At 70.0% G+C, this 14,052-nt stretch carries 13 protein-coding genes; 4 read left to right on the forward strand and 9 right to left on the reverse strand.

Annotation, left to right across the window (positions count from 1 at the left end; genetic code table 11):
• Positions 1 to 129 precede the first annotated feature (129 nt).
• From OG714_RS20975 to OG714_RS20990, 4 genes are all read right to left on the reverse strand, one after another.
• Positions 130 to 1,254 (reverse strand): GuaB3 family IMP dehydrogenase-related protein, encoded by a 1,125-nt coding sequence (locus OG714_RS20975; protein ID WP_384155048.1) that lies wholly within the window; start codon positions 1,252 to 1,254, stop codon positions 130 to 132.
• A gap of 116 nt (positions 1,255 to 1,370) precedes the next feature.
• Positions 1,371 to 2,876, reverse strand: coding sequence for an IMP dehydrogenase (guaB, locus tag OG714_RS20980; protein WP_406123094.1), 1,506 nt, complete (start codon positions 2,874 to 2,876; stop codon positions 1,371 to 1,373).
• Between the two features lie 192 nt (positions 2,877 to 3,068).
• A complete protein-coding gene (locus tag OG714_RS20985) occupies positions 3,069 to 3,656 on the reverse strand; it encodes a sigma-70 family RNA polymerase sigma factor (RefSeq protein ID WP_406123096.1) in 588 nt (195 codons plus the stop codon).
• A gap of 266 nt (positions 3,657 to 3,922) precedes the next feature.
• On the reverse strand, positions 3,923 to 4,534 hold the full coding sequence (locus OG714_RS20990; protein ID WP_003948568.1) for a response regulator transcription factor: 612 nt from the start codon (positions 4,532 to 4,534) through the stop codon (positions 3,923 to 3,925).
• A 380-nt stretch (positions 4,535 to 4,914) separates the two neighbouring features.
• Between OG714_RS20990 and OG714_RS20995 the strand changes: the two genes are divergently transcribed.
• A complete protein-coding gene (locus OG714_RS20995; protein WP_381248918.1) occupies positions 4,915 to 5,244 on the forward strand; it encodes a WhiB family transcriptional regulator in 330 nt (109 codons plus the stop codon).
• Between the two features lie 64 nt (positions 5,245 to 5,308).
• Here the strand turns inward: OG714_RS20995 and OG714_RS21000 are convergent, their stop codons facing one another.
• Entirely contained in the window at positions 5,309 to 6,208 is a 900-nt protein-coding gene (locus tag OG714_RS21000) for a LysR family transcriptional regulator (RefSeq protein ID WP_406123099.1), read from the reverse strand.
• Between the two features lie 80 nt (positions 6,209 to 6,288).
• Here OG714_RS21000 and OG714_RS21005 point away from each other — a divergent pair, with 80 nt between their 5' ends.
• Positions 6,289 to 6,957: an MOSC domain-containing protein gene (locus OG714_RS21005; protein ID WP_406123101.1), complete on the forward strand. Its 669-nt coding sequence runs from the start codon at positions 6,289 to 6,291 to the stop codon at positions 6,955 to 6,957.
• A gap of 108 nt (positions 6,958 to 7,065) precedes the next feature.
• Entirely contained in the window at positions 7,066 to 7,839 is a 774-nt protein-coding gene (locus tag OG714_RS21010; protein ID WP_406123104.1) for an SDR family NAD(P)-dependent oxidoreductase, read from the forward strand.
• 122 nt (positions 7,840 to 7,961) lie between these two features.
• Here the strand turns inward: OG714_RS21010 and groL are convergent, their stop codons facing one another.
• The 4 genes from groL to OG714_RS21030 form a co-directional block, all read right to left on the reverse strand.
• Positions 7,962 to 9,587, reverse strand: coding sequence for a chaperonin GroEL (gene groL / locus OG714_RS21015; protein ID WP_200687744.1), 1,626 nt, complete (start codon positions 9,585 to 9,587; stop codon positions 7,962 to 7,964).
• Between the two features lie 119 nt (positions 9,588 to 9,706).
• Positions 9,707 to 10,015, reverse strand: coding sequence for a co-chaperone GroES (gene groES, locus OG714_RS21020; protein WP_019066754.1), 309 nt, complete (start codon positions 10,013 to 10,015; stop codon positions 9,707 to 9,709).
• A gap of 903 nt (positions 10,016 to 10,918) precedes the next feature.
• Positions 10,919 to 11,668, reverse strand: a complete 750-nt coding sequence (locus OG714_RS21025) for a hypothetical protein (protein WP_406123107.1) — start codon at positions 11,666 to 11,668, stop codon at positions 10,919 to 10,921.
• 14 nt (positions 11,669 to 11,682) lie between these two features.
• Entirely contained in the window at positions 11,683 to 12,738 is a 1,056-nt protein-coding gene (locus OG714_RS21030; RefSeq protein WP_406123109.1) for a polysaccharide deacetylase family protein, read from the reverse strand.
• A gap of 101 nt (positions 12,739 to 12,839) precedes the next feature.
• On the opposite strand from OG714_RS21030, the gene OG714_RS21035 reads away from it, so the two are divergent.
• Positions 12,840 to 14,042, forward strand: coding sequence for a THUMP-like domain-containing protein (locus OG714_RS21035; RefSeq protein ID WP_406123111.1), 1,203 nt, complete (start codon positions 12,840 to 12,842; stop codon positions 14,040 to 14,042).
• Positions 14,043 to 14,052: the final 10 nt, after the last annotated feature.

Here is a 14,052-nt window from a genome sequence, read left to right on the forward strand (position 1 = left end):
TTTTCATCGACAGTTGATCATCGCCTGAGGTGCAGACGCTACTGCACCCCAGGACGATGATCGACTTAACTGTCGCAATTTGAGCAACTTCTGAGGGTCCCTCGATGGGGAACGCCCGACGGCGTACGCCTACCGCTTGTGCTGCGAGTCGGCCACCGTGACCTCGACCCGCTGGAACTCCTTCAGCTCGCTGTATCCGGTGGTCGCCATGGCCCGCCGCAGCGCCCCGAAGATGTTCATCGAGCCGTCGGGGATGTGGGACGGGCCGGTGAGGATCTCCTCGATCGTGCCGACCGTGCCGAGGTCGACCTTCTTGCCGCGCGGAAGTTCCTCGTTGACCGCTTCCATGCCCCAGTGGTGGCCCTTGCCCGGCGCGTCCGTCGCGCGGGCGAGCGGGGAGCCCATCATGACCGCGTCCGCGCCGCAGGCGATCGCCTTGGGGAGGTCGCCGGACCAGCCGACACCGCCGTCGGCGATGACGTGCACGTACCGGCCGCCGGACTCGTCCATGTAGTCGCGGCGGGCGGCGGCCACGTCCGCGACCGCCGTGGCCATCGGGACCTGGATGCCCAGGACGTTGCGCGTGGTGTGCGCCGCGCCGCCGCCGAAGCCGACGAGGACGCCCGCCGCGCCGGTGCGCATCAGGTGCAGGGCCGCGGTGTACGTGGCGCAGCCGCCGACGATCACCGGGACGTCCAGCTCGTAGATGAACTGCTTCAGGTTCAGCGGCTCGTGCGAACCCGACACGTGCTCCGCCGAGACCGTCGTACCGCGGATGACGAAGATGTCCACGCCCGCGTCGACGACGGCCTTGGAGAACTGGGCCGTGCGCTGCGGGGAGAGCGCGGCGGCGGTGACGACGCCCGAGTCGCGCACCTCCTTGATGCGCTGCCCGATCAGCTCCTCCTTGATGGGAGCGGCGTAGATCTCCTGGAGGCGGCGGGTCGCGGCGTCCACGTCCAGCCCGGTGATCTCGTCGAGCAGCGGCTGCGGGTCCTCGTAGCGCGTCCAGAGGCCTTCGAGGTTCAGCACGCCGAGGCCGCCGAGCTCGCCGATGCGGATCGCGGTGGCCGGGGAGACGACCGAGTCCATGGGGGCGGCCAGGAAGGGCAGTTCGAAGCGGTAGGCATCGATCTGCCAGGCGATCGAGACCTCCTTCGGGTCCCGCGTACGGCGGCTGGGGACGACGGCGATGTCGTCGAAGGCGTACGCCCGGCGGCCGCGCTTGCCGCGCCCGATCTCGATCTCAGTCACGTGTGTGGCCTTTCCTTCTTGCGTCTCAGCGTCTTCCAGTATCGCCGACGGGTACGACAAGGGCGGCCCCGGATGCTCCGGAGCCGCCCTCGACTCACTTCACGCGCGCGTGGCGATCACTTGCTGCGGCTGTAGTTCGGTGCCTCGACCGTCATCTGGATGTCGTGCGGGTGGCTCTCCTTGAGGCCCGCCGACGTGATGCGGACGAAGCGGCCCTTGGTGTCCATCTCCTCGATGGTGGCCGCGCCCACATAGCCCATGGTCTGGCGCAGACCGCCGACGAGCTGGTGCAGGACGTTGGCCAGCGGGCCGCGGTAGGGCACCTGGCCCTCGATGCCCTCGGGCACGAGCTTGTCGTCGGAGGCGACCTCGGCCTGGAAGTAGCGGTCCTTCGAGTACGACCGGCCCTGGCCGCGGGACTGCATCGCGCCGAGCGAGCCCATGCCGCGGTACGACTTGAACTGCTTGCCGTTGATGAACTGCAGCTCGCCCGGCGACTCCTCGCAGCCCGCGAGGAGGCTGCCCAGCATCACCGCGTCGGCGCCGGCGGCGAGCGCCTTGCCGATGTCGCCGGAGTACTGCAGGCCGCCGTCGCCGATGAGCGGGACGCCGGCCGCGCGGGCGGCGAGGGAGGCTTCGTAGATCGCGGTGACCTGCGGGACGCCGATGCCGGCGACGACACGGGTCGTACAGATGGAGCCGGGGCCGACGCCGACCTTGATGCCGTCGACACCGGCGTCGACCAGGGCCTGGGCGCCGTCGCGGGTGGCGACGTTGCCGCCGATCACGTCGACGTTCACGCTCGACTTGATCTTCGCCATCCAGTTGAGGGCGTTGCTGTTGTGGCCGTGCGAGGTGTCGACGACCAGGAAGTCCACACCGGCCTCGGCGAGACCCTGGGCGCGCTCGAGCGCCTCGGGGCTGGCGCCCACGGCGGCGCCGACGATGAGGCGGCCCTCGGCGTCCTTGGCGGCGTTCGGGTACTGCTCGGCCTTGACGAAGTCCTTGACCGTGATGAGGCCCTTGAGGATGCCGGCCTCGTCGACGAGGGGCAGCTTCTCGATCTTGTGGCGGCGCAGCAGCTGCATGGCGTCGGCGCCGGTGATGCCGACCTTGCCGGTGACGAGCGGCATCGGGGTCATGACCTCGCGCACCTGACGGGAGCGGTCGGTCTCGAAGGCCATGTCGCGGTTGGTGACGATACCGAGCAGCTTCTTGTTGCCGTCGGTCACCGGGACGCCGCTGATGCGGAACTTGGCGCACAGCGCGTCGGCCTCGGCGAGCGTGGCGTCCGGGTGCACGGTGATCGGGTCGGTGACCATGCCGGACTCGGAGCGCTTCACGAGGTCGACCTGGTTGACCTGGTCCTCGACGGACAGGTTGCGGTGCAGGACACCGACACCGCCCTGGCGGGCCATCGCGATCGCCATCCGGGACTCGGTCACCTTGTCCATCGCCGCGGAGAGCAGCGGGATGTTGACCCGGACGTTGCGCGAGATGCGGGACGAGGTGTCGACCGCGTTCGGGAGCACGTCGGACGCGCCCGGCAGCAGCAGCACGTCGTCGTAGGTCAGCCCTAGTGTCGCGAATTTGGCGGGCACTCCGTCGACGTTGGCAGTCATGACACCTTCCCCAAATGGCCTTGATCGGTGCGGATGTCCATGCTAACGGGAAGCGCGGTCACCAAATTCCACGATTCCACGGCTACGGCCCGCTCCGGGCTTCGTATGTTCGTACGTACGCCGTCGTCCGGCTGTTCACGGGAGGCGCCCCGGCTCAGGGCTCCGCCGCCAAGGGCAGTGCCCGTACGGGAGTTACTGCTCGGCCAGGGCCCGCAGTCGGCTCAGTGCCCGGTGCTGGGCGACCCGGACCGCGCCGGGTGACATTCCCAACATCTGACCGGTCTCCTCGGCCGTGAGGCCCACGGCGATGCGCAGCAGGAGCAGTTCGCGCTGGTTCTCCGGCAGGTTGGCCAGGAGTTTCTTGGCCCATTCGGCGTCGCTGCTGAGCAGGGCGCGCTCTTCGGGCCCGAGGGAGTCGTCCGGGCGCTCCGGCATCTCGTCGGAGGGGACGGCCGTGGAACCGGGGTGTCGCATCGCGGCCCGCTGGAGGTCGGCGACCTTGTGGGCGGCGATGGCGAAGACGAAGGCCTCGAAGGGGCGGCCGGTGTCCTTGTAGCGCGGCAGTGCGAGAAGGACGGCGACGCAGACCTCCTGGGCGAGGTCCTCCACGAAGTGCCGTGCGTCGCCCGGGAGTCGGGACAGCCGGGTGCGGCAGTAACGCAGGGCCAGCGGGTGTACGTGGGCGAGCAGATCGTGGGTCGCCTGCTCGTCTCCGTCGACCGCGCGAAGGACGAGCCCACCAATCGCCCCTTGGGCACCGGCCCCCTCGTCGTCACGCATCGGTCCATGGTGCCTTGCGGCCGAAGGGTCCGTGGCACCGCGTCCGTTGTTGTGCACCGAAGCGTTATGAGCAGGTGCGCCGGAACTCATCTCCTGCGCCCTCCCCTCCCGCTCGACCGACTCGTCCCCGAGGAACTCCACACCTCAAGGATGCGGCATCCGCGGCGAAACGAGCAGCGGGTACCCGGCGGGCCCCTTCACCGTCCCCGCCCACCCGGTGGCGGGCGGGGATTCTCGTATCCCCGCTACGACCCACTGACCTGGTCCTAACGGACCAGACCCCACCGGAAACCGAGCGCCACGGCGTGTGCCCGGTCGGAGGCGCCGAGTTTCTTGAAGAGGCGCCGTGCGTGTGTTTTGACGGTGTCCTCGGAGAGGAACAGCTCACGGCCGATCTCCGCGTTGGAGCGGCCGTGGCTCATCCCTTCGAGGACCTGGATCTCGCGCGCGGTGAGCGTCGGTGCGGCGCCCATCTCGGCGGACCGCAGGCGGCGCGGGGCCAGTCGCCAGGTCGGGTCGGCGAGGGCCTGGGTGACCGTGGCCCGCAGCTCGGCGCGCGAGGCGTCCTTGTGCAGATAGCCGCGGGCGCCGGCCGCGACCGCGAGGGCCACGCCGTCCAGGTCTTCGGCGACGGTGAGCATGATGATGCGTGCGCCCGGGTCGGCGGACAGCAGCCGCCGCACGGTCTCGACACCGCCGAGTCCGGGCATGCGGACGTCCATCAGGATGAGGTCCGAGCGGTCGGCACCCCAGCGGCGGAGGACTTCCTCGCCGTTGGCCGCCGTCGTCACGCGCTCGACACCGGGCACGGTCGCGACCGCGCGGCGGAGCGCCTCTCGGGCAAGCGGGGAGTCGTCACAGACGAGGACGGATGTCATGGCCGCCCTCCGCAACTGATGCACGTCACCTTGAGCCTCCAGGCTGGTACGAAATCGTCACCTGTGCGGTCGACCGTCTCGGACGCCTGCCCGAGCACTTGTGTTTTCAACCGCCTCGCACTCTCAACGACGGTCACTCGAAAGAGTTACGGGGCCGTGTGCCATCTTCGGCACTCTACGTGAGGGTGCGGACACGGTGGAGGCGTGCGCGGCCGACCCACAAGCTTTCATCACAACCGGTGCCCCATTCAGCCCTATTTCTTCCCTTTTGCTGGTGTCTGAGGCTAGATTCGCAATGAGTCATATTTTCATCTCCTTAGATCGTAGTTGTACGGTCGTGGACACCGTATCCGCCCATAACGGCTACAAGGGGTCACGCAATGGCAGATTTCTCCCGCCTTCCCGGACCGAACGCGGACCTGTGGGACTGGCAGCTCCTGGCTGCCTGCCGAGGGGTCGACAGCTCGCTCTTCTTTCATCCCGAGGGCGAGCGCGGTGCGGCACGAAGCGCTCGTGAGAACTCGGCCAAAGAGGTCTGCATGAGGTGCCCGGTCCGCGCACAGTGCGCGGCGCACGCGCTGGCGGTGCGCGAGCCGTACGGCGTCTGGGGCGGCCTGACCGAGGACGAGCGCGAAGAACTGATGGGACGGGCCCGCAACCGGCTCGTGTCGGCCTCGGCGGCCGGCGGGGACACCGTTTCGAACAACTGAAGGAACGTTTCTCCAACAAACTCTCCAGCAGGTTCCCCAACGGGGGCACGCGCACGCGTGCCCCCTACTTCTCGTGGGCCGCCCGCGCCAGCTGGTCCAGCGTCGCCGCCACGGCCGGCACCCGCGCGAGGTCCGGCAGCGTCAGCGCGACGATCTCCCGCCGCACCGCCGGTTCCAGCGTCACCGTCCGCGCGCCCCGGGGTCGTACGGACTCGATGGCGAGCTGAGGCAGGACGGCGACGCCCAGGCCCGCGCTCACCAGGCCGACGACCGCCGGATAGTCGTCGGTCGCGAAGTCGATGCGCGGGGTGAAGCCGGCCCTCTCGCAAACCTCGACCAACTGGCCCCGGCAGCGCGGGCAGCCGGCGATCCAGGGTTCGTCGGCGAGTTCGCCGATGGCGACCGACTCCGCGCGCGCGTGCCGGTGTCTTTCCGGGACCAGGGCGACCAGGCGGTCGCTGAGCAGGGGGCGTACCACCAGGTCGGACCAGTCCTCCGCGCCCGCCGCCGTCTCGTAGCGGAAGGCGAGTGCCACGTCGCAGTCGCCCTCGCGGAGGAGGTCGACGGAGTTCGGCGGCTCGGCCTCCTCCAGGGAGACGCGGGTGCCGGGGTGCGCGGCGCGCAGGGCGGCCAGTGCGGTGGGGACGAGCGTCGAGCTGCCGCTGGGGAAGGAGACCAGGCGGACCCGGCCGGCGCGCAGGCCCGCGATCGCGGCGACCTCCTCCTCGGCCGCCGTCAGCCCGGCGAGGATGCCGGCGCCGTGCCGGACCAGGGCCTCGCCCGCCTGGGTCAGGCGCATCTCGCGGCCGGTACGGATCAGCAGCGGGGTGCCGACCGAGCCCTCCAGGGCCTTCATCTGCTGGCTGACGGCGGGCTGGGTGCAGCCCAGTTCGCGCCCGGCCGCCGAGAAGGAGCCGGTGGCGGCGACGGCGCGCAGCACACGGAGATGTCGGGCCTCGATCATGCGCAGAGCATAAGTGCTTCTTGGGTACGGCGACGGATAATGCGCCATACCTTTGAGATGGTCTCGTCTACGGTGCCGTCATGAAGCTTCTCTCGCTGAATCTGGGCCGAGCCACGGCCGTGCCGTACACGGACCACCCCGAGGGGGTGACCGGCATCGACAAGCGGCCGACCGACGCGCCGGTGCGAGTGTGCGCGCCCGGGCCGAAGGGCATCGCCGGGAGCGGGCTGGCCGGGGACGCGGTGTGCCATCGGCGGCACCACGGGGGCGACGACCAGGCGGTGTACGCGGTCGCGCGCGAGGATCTCGACGGCTGGGAGCGGGAGTTGGGGCGCCAGCTGGCCAGCGGTTCGTTCGGGGAGAACCTGACGACGCTCGGGCTCGACGTGTCCGGCGCGCGGATCGGTGAGCGGTGGCGGATCGGTCCCGAGGTGGTCCTGGAGGTCACCTGCGGGCGTATCCCGTGCCGTACCTTCCAGGACCATCTGGGCGAGCGCGGGTGGGTGAAACGGTTCACCGTGAAGGGTGCGCCGGGGGCCTATCTGCGGGTGATCGAGCCCGGTGAGATCCGGGCGGGCGACGCGATCGAGATCGTGCACCGGCCCGACCACGACGTGACGGTGGCCCTGCAGTTCCGTGCTGTGACGACCGAGCGGGAACTGCTGCCGCTGCTGCTCCCGGCGGGCGAGGCGCTGCATCCGGAGTCCCTCGCGCAGGCCCGGAAATATGTCGCGGAGCACCCGGGCTGAACCGCCGCCACGGCCCGTTCGACACGGTGTTCGACACGTGTTCGTCACGGATCGGGAGGGCCTGTGCAGAGATCGGACCGGCTCGCTCCGGGTCACTAATCTTGCGCCATGACAACGGCATTGATTACGGGATCGACCGCGGGGATCGGTGCCGCGTTCGCGCGGCGGCTCGCGGCGGACGGACACAACCTCGTGCTGGTGGCGCGGAACACCCAGCGGCTCGGGGAGCAGGCGACCGAACTGCACGACCGGCACGGCATCGAGGCGGAGGTGCTCACCGCCGACCTGGCCACGGACAAGGGCATCGACACGGTCGCCGCCCGCGTCGCCGACCGCAAGAACCCCGTCGACCTGCTGGTCAACAACGCGGGCTTCGGCAACAAGGGCCGCTACCTCGACGTGTCGATGGCAGACGAGCTGAAGATGCTCAAGGTGCACTGCGAGGCGGTGCTGCGGCTGACCAGCGCGGCGACCGAGGCGATGCGGGAGCGCGGGCGCGGCGGGGTGGTCAACGTGGCGTCGGTGGCGGCCTTCGTACCGCGCGGGACGTACGGCGCGTCGAAGGCGTGGGTCGTGCAGTTCACGCAGGGCGCGGCCAAGGACCTGGCGGGTACGGGCGTACGACTGATGGCACTGGCGCCCGGCTTCGTGCGGACCGAGTTCCACGAGCGGGCCGGGATGGGTACGGACAACATCCCGAACTGGATGTGGCTCGACGCGGACAAGCTGGTCGCGGCGGCGCTCGCGGATCTGGCGCGCGGCAAGACGCTGTCGATCCCGGACCCGCGTTACAAGGCACTGATGGGCCTGGTGAAGATCACTCCGCAGGCGGTGCTGGGCGGGGTCACCTCGAAGACCGGGCGGAAGTACGGGCCGCAGTGACGGCAGCCGCCCCGGTGGGGGCGGGCTCGGTGACGAAGGTTTCGACGGAACGCGAAGGCCCGGCGCCCCCTGGGGGATGCCGGGCCTTCGACGTACACGTACTACGGGTTCACCGACTCGCGTCAGTGGGAGTGGCCGTGGCTGTGACCAGCGGCGGCCGGCTCCTCCTCTTCCTTCTTCTCGACGACCAGGGTCTCGGTCGTGAGGAGCAGGGAGGCGATGGAGGCGGCGTTCTCCAGGGCGGAACGGGTGACCTTGACCGGGTCGATGACGCCGGCCTTGACCAGGTCGCCGTACTCGCCGGTCGCGGCGTTGAAGCCCTGGCCGGGCTCCAGGTCGGCGACCTTGGCGGTGATGACGTAGCCCTCGAGGCCCGCGTTCTCGGCGATCCAGCGCAGCGGCTCGACGACCGCGCGGCGTACGACGGCGACACCGGTGGCCTCGTCGCCGGTCTTGTCGAGGTTGCCCTCGAGGACCTTGGCGGCGTGCACCAGAGCGGAGCCACCACCGGAGACGATGCCCTCCTCGACCGCGGCGCGGGTCGCGGAGATGGCGTCCTCCAGACGGTGCTTCTTCTCCTTGAGCTCCACCTCGGTGGCGGCGCCGACCTTGATCACGCACACGCCGCCGGCCAGCTTCGCGAGGCGCTCCTGGAGCTTCTCGCGGTCCCAGTCGGAGTCGGTGTTCTCGATCTCGGCCTTGATCTGGTTGACGCGGCCCGCGACCTCGGAGGAGTCGCCGGCACCGTCGACGACGGTCGTGTCGTCCTTGGTGACCGTCACGCGGCGGGCGGAGCCCAGCACGTCCAGGCCGACCTGGTCGAGCTTGAGGCCGACCTCCTCGGCGATGACCTGACCGCCGGTGAGGGTGGCGAGGTCGCCGAGCATCGCCTTGCGGCGGTCGCCGAAGCCGGGGGCCTTGACCGCGACCGCGTTGAACGTGCCGCGGATCTTGTTCACGACCAGGGTCGACAGGGCCTCGCCCTCGACGTCCTCGGCGATGATCAGCAGCGGCTTGGAGGCGTTGGCCTGGATGACCTTCTCCAGCAGCGGCAGCAGGTCCTGGATGGAGCTGATCTTGCCCTGGTGGATGAGGATGTACGGGTCCTCGAGGACCGCTTCCATCCGCTCCTGGTCCGTCACGAAGTACGGCGACAGGTAGCCCTTGTCGAAGGCCATGCCCTCGGTGAAGTCCAGCTCCAGACCGAAGGTGTTGGACTCCTCGACGGTGATGACACCGTCCTTGCCGACCTTGTCCATCGCCTCGGCGATGAGCTCGCCGACCTGGCTGTCCTGCGCGGACAGACCGGCCACGGCGGCGATGTCGGCCTTGTCGTCGATGGGCCGCGCGGTGGCGAGCAGCTCGTCGGAGATGGCCTTGACGGCGGCGTCGATGCCCTTCTTCAGGGCGGCCGGGGAGGCACCCGCGGCGACGTTGCGCAGGCCCTCGCGGACGAGCGCCTGGGCGAGCACGGTGGCGGTGGTGGTGCCGTCACCCGCGATGTCGTTGGTCTTGGTCGCCACCTCCTTCACCAGCTGGGCACCGAGGTTCTCGTACGGGTCGTCGAGCTCGACCTCGCGGGCGATGGTGACGCCGTCGTTGGTGATGGTGGGGGCGCCGAACTTCTTGTCGATGACGACGTTGCGGCCCTTGGGGCCGATCGTCACCTTGACCGTGTCGGCAAGCTTGTTGACGCCGCGCTCGAGGGCGCGACGGGCGTCCTCGTCGAACTTCAGGATCTTCGCCATGGGAGCGGTTCAGCCCTCTCGGAAAACGTGGGTGAAACGAACTACGCCCCTGACGCCCGGCTTCATAAGGTCGCGGGGGCCAGGGGCGCAGCTCACATACTGAATGTGCGTGAAGCGAATTACTTCTCGATGATCGCGAGCACGTCGCGGGCCGAGAGGACGAGGTACTCCTCGCCGCTGTACTTCACTTCGGTGCCGCCGTACTTGCTGTACAGCACGATGTCGCCGGTCTTCACGTCGAGCGGAAGACGCTCGCCGTTCTCGAAGCGGCCCGGGCCCACGGCCAGGACGACGCCCTCCTGGGGCTTCTCCTTGGCCGTGTCCGGGATGACCAGGCCAGAGGCCGTGGTCTGCTCGGCGTCGAGCGGCTGGACCACAATGCGGTCCTCAAGCGGCTTGATGGCAACCTTGGAGCTGGTGGTCGTCACGATCCGACCTCCCCCTTCGGAGATCTCACGGGGTTAACTGTCTGAGGTGGCGACCAGGTGGATCCGTCGTCGCGGGTGCCGGACCTGCCCGTCGCTATTGGCACTCTCCAGGGGGGAGTGCCAGACCTGAGACTATGACTGCGATTAGCACTCGGTCAAGCGGAGTGCCAATGCCCGCGGCGCTTGAGCCGAATTTCGAAGTCACCCCGCGCTCTCTTGGCGGGCGCGTCTCGGCGTCACCGTCCGTGGGGGCTGCGCCCCCAGCCCCCCGCCATCGGCCCCCGGCTTCGTCCTCAAACGCCGGACGGGCTGAGATTGGCGGCCTGTGCTGGAAAGGTGCGGGGCTCGTCTTCGGACACCGGGCAGGTTGAGTTGCCGACCGGTGCTGCGAAGGGCGCCGGCCTAGTTCTCGAACGCCAGGCAGTTCGAATTGCCGAGCTGCACTGGAGCAGCGCGGTCCCGACCCGCGAACGCCCGACGGCTGGATTCGTCGACCGGTGCTGGAAGGACACGACCCCGGTCGTCGAACGCCGACAGCTGGAGTCGCCCGCCCGCGCCGGTGAAGCGCGATCCCGGACCCGAACACCAAGCGGCGGATTTCGCCGCCCCGAACCGAAGAGGTTCCGCCCTCACCCCGAACACCCAATCAACAACCCGAGTTTCCCGACCGGTACTCAAGAAGCCCCCTAGCGTCTCCCCATCCCATCCCACCCCGCCCCGCTCCCCCTCGCCTTCCCACAGCCCTGCGCCTCCCCGAAATCCCGCAGCGCCCGCGGTTCCCCCACCCGCCCCTCCCCGGCGCCGCTGCTCATGGCCCCCTGTGGGCGGCAACGGCCTGGCTGCGTGCGTCAGTTGGCGTGGCCCTCACCGCCGCGGTATTCCTCATTCCTCCTTGGCGCCGGACTAGAGATAGTCCTCCAGTCGCCCCACCGTCAGACCCCGCCCCTGGATGCCCCGCAGCAGGCGGGCCGTGCTGTCGGCCGGGCCGACGCGGACGATGTCGCCGGGGGTGAGGCGGTGGTCGCCGCGGGCGTAGGTCAGGGGGCCGGTCGTCGTGGAGGCTCGCCACAGGACCAGGGCGGAGACTCCGCAGTCGGCGGCGGCGCGGAGGGTCGTCGTGTCGTACGCGCCGTAGAGGGGCCGGAGGAAGCGGGACCTGGGGCGGGGCTGGTGGCCGCAGATCTCGGTGCGTTGGGCGGCGTAGGGGCGGCCGGCGAAGTGGCCGCGCTCCGGTGGGGTGCGGAACACCGTTACCGGGAGCCGTAGTTCGCGGACCATGTCGGCCAACCTCGGGTCACTCAGCTCCCGTTGCTCACCTTGCTCCCCTTGGTTCCGTCGCTCTCCTCCCGCGCCCGTGCTGCCGTAGTCGTCGTAGGTCAGGAAGACGACCCTGTCGCGGGTGCGGACATGGTCCACGACCGGTGGGAGGCCCGGGCCCGCCGAGCGGGGGGCGGGTCGGGGGGAGGGTTTGGGGGCGGGGGCCAGGGGGGCCGTCAAACCCCAGTGGCGGTACGGCTGTTCGCGGGACGGGCCGTGTGGGTGGACGCGTTGGGCGGCCTTCTTGCCGAGCCGTTCGATGGGGTCGACGGACTGGGCGCAGCCGGTGAGGACCAGCAGAGCGGCCGCCGACGCGACGGCCACCAGTACCCGCACACGGCCCGCCCGCCTCACAGGTAGTCCTCCAGGCGGGCCACCGCGTAACCCTCCGCCGTGACCTTGCCCAGGAAGCGGCGCATGTCGTCGACCATCGTGCCCTTCCACTCGTCACGGCCCCGGAAGTGCGTCAGGACGATGTCCCCGGGGTGCAGGTCCCGGTCCCACTCGCGGTACTCCCAGTGGTCGACGAACACCTCCTCGTCCCAGATCGGGGCGTACTTGATGCCACAGGACTTCGCGGCGACGAGGGTGTCGTGGTTGTAGTTGCCGAACGGCGGCCGGAAGACCGTCGGGGCCTTGCCGAACTGCTTCTTCATGATGTCCTGCATGCCGCAGATCTCACGCCTCTGCTCGGCGTACGACAGGCCCGGCAGGTACGGGTGCGTGAGGGTGTGGTTGTTGATCGTGTGGCCCTGGGCCTGCATCTTCCGGAAGTAGCCGTAGTCGTCCTTCACCAGGTAGTTGCTGAGGAAGGCCGTGTACGGGATCTTCAGGTCGCTCATCATCCGCAGGAACGCGGGGTCCTTGTTCTCGCCGTCGTCGATGGTGAGGAAGACGATCTTCTGCTTCGTGGGGATCGTCGTGAAGACCGGGGGGAGGTTCAACTCCTCCTGGTCGTCCACCTCGAAGCCCTTGCGCGCGGTGATCTCCGGCTTGTGCGCCGGGGCCGGCGGCGCCGTGAGCGGCACCTTCGCCAGCCCCCAGCGCTTCGCGGCGGCCACCCGCGCGGCGTACGCGGCGCGCAACTTGGTCGCGTAGGAGTCCAGCGCGCGGGCCGGGGGCGCGTGCAGCGGCTGCGCGCCCTGCGCCGGGTGGACGGCCGCGCCCGAGCCGGGCTGGCCGCACCCGGAGACGAGAGCGGCGAGCGCGAGGGCGGCGAGCGCGCCACGGGCGACTCCCGTCGTCCGACCTCGATCGCCCCGGATCCCTCGGACCCCTTGGATTTCTCGGGTCCCCTGAGCCCCTTGGATCCCCTGAGTCCCTCGGGTCCCTCGGGTCCCCTGGATTCCCTGGGTCTCCCGGCCCCCGCGCGCCCGATTGATGTCATTTTGTACGACTACTCGCATGGGGTCGGATCTTTTCAGGCACCGGCCCCGATCCCACGGCGACACCGCCAACACACCGCCACCGGAGGCACACCGTCCACCGACTGGCCCACAATGTCCCGGTGAACGACCCCACTGACCCGGTGAACGATCCCGTACTCGCCTTCGCCGCCCTGCTCACCCCCGAGGGCCGCGCCCTCCTCGACGAGGTCCGCGGCACCGACCCGGCCAAGGAACTCGCCGTCGCCACCCGGCTCCGCCGCGACCACCCCGCCGACCTCGTCTCGGCGGCCCTCGGCCAGGCCCGGCTGCGGCAACGCGCGGCAGCGGCGAAGTTCACGCCCGAGGACGCCGGCCGGATGTTCTTCACCCCCAACGGCTTCGAACAGTCGACCCGCACGAGCGTCGCCGCCTACCGCGCCGCCCGCCTGCTCGACCTGGGCGTGACCTCCGTCGCGGACCTCTGCTGCGGAATCGGCGGCGACGCGATCGCGCTGGCGCGGGCGGGGGTGCGGGTGCTCGCCGTGGACCGCGATCCGCTGACGGTGGCCGTGGCGCGGGCGAACGCGGAGGCGCTGGGACTCGCCGAACTGATCGAGGTCCGCGAGGCGGACGTCACCGACGTGGACACGTCCGCGTACGACGCCGTGTTCGTCGATCCCGCGCGGCGCGGCGGCCGGGGACGCATCTTCGATCCCGAGGCGTACTCACCGCCGTTGTCCTGGGCCGTCGGCGCCGCTACGACGGCCCCGCTCGCCGCGCTGAAGATCGCACCCGGGGTGCCGCACGAGGCGATCCCGGCGACGGCCGAGGCGGAGTGGATCTCGGACGGGGGTGACGTGAAGGAGGCGGTGCTGTGGTTCGGGGCGGGGGTGCGGCCGGGGGCGGTGCGGGCAACTCTGCTGCCGGGTCCGCGAGTTCTGCACGGGCGCGGGCTTCCCGACCCTGAAGTGCGTTCCGTGGGGCGGTACTTGTACGAACCCGACGGCGCCGTCATCCGCGCCCACCTCGTCGCCGAGGTCGCGGAGGAGGTCGGGGGCGGGCTCATCGACGAGACCATCGCGTATGTGACAGCGGATGAGCTACGGCCGACCGCGTACGCCTCCGCCTACGAGATCACCGATCAACTCCCCTTCGGTGTCAAGAAGTTGAAGGCGTTGCTGCGGGAGCGTGGGGTGGGCGTGCTCACCGTGAAGAAGCGGGGGTCCGCCGTCGAGCCGGAGGAGTTGCGGCGGAAGGTGAAGCCTCAGGGGCCCAACTCGGCGACGGTGTTTCTCACTCGGGTGGCCGGGGCGCCAACCATGTTGATCGGGCGGCCTGTCTGACGGTCGGGCG

This window comes from Streptomyces sp. NBC_00989 (genome assembly GCF_045162655.1).
Lineage (GTDB): Bacteria > Actinomycetota > Actinomycetes > Streptomycetales > Streptomycetaceae > Streptomyces.

Bases quoted from the DNA above. Each gene is read 5' to 3' on its own strand.
- guaB (WP_406123094.1), bottom strand. From the start codon at position 2,876: ATGACTGCCAACGTCGACGGAGTGCCCGCCAAATTCGCGACACTAGGG.
- OG714_RS20985 (WP_406123096.1), bottom strand. From the start codon at position 3,656: ATGCGTGACGACGAGGGGGCCGGTGCCCAAGGGGCGATTGGTGGGCTC.
- OG714_RS20990 (WP_003948568.1), bottom strand. From the start codon at position 4,534: ATGACATCCGTCCTCGTCTGTGACGACTCCCCGCTTGCCCGAGAGGCG.
- OG714_RS20995 (WP_381248918.1), top strand. From the start codon at position 4,915: ATGGCAGATTTCTCCCGCCTTCCCGGACCGAACGCGGACCTGTGGGAC.
- OG714_RS21000 (WP_406123099.1), bottom strand. From the start codon at position 6,208: ATGATCGAGGCCCGACATCTCCGTGTGCTGCGCGCCGTCGCCGCCACC.
- OG714_RS21005 (WP_406123101.1), top strand. From the start codon at position 6,289: ATGAAGCTTCTCTCGCTGAATCTGGGCCGAGCCACGGCCGTGCCGTAC.
- OG714_RS21010 (WP_406123104.1), top strand. From the start codon at position 7,066: ATGACAACGGCATTGATTACGGGATCGACCGCGGGGATCGGTGCCGCG.
- groL (WP_200687744.1), bottom strand. From the start codon at position 9,587: ATGGCGAAGATCCTGAAGTTCGACGAGGACGCCCGTCGCGCCCTCGAG.
- OG714_RS21030 (WP_406123109.1), bottom strand. From the start codon at position 12,738: ATGCGAGTAGTCGTACAAAATGACATCAATCGGGCGCGCGGGGGCCGG.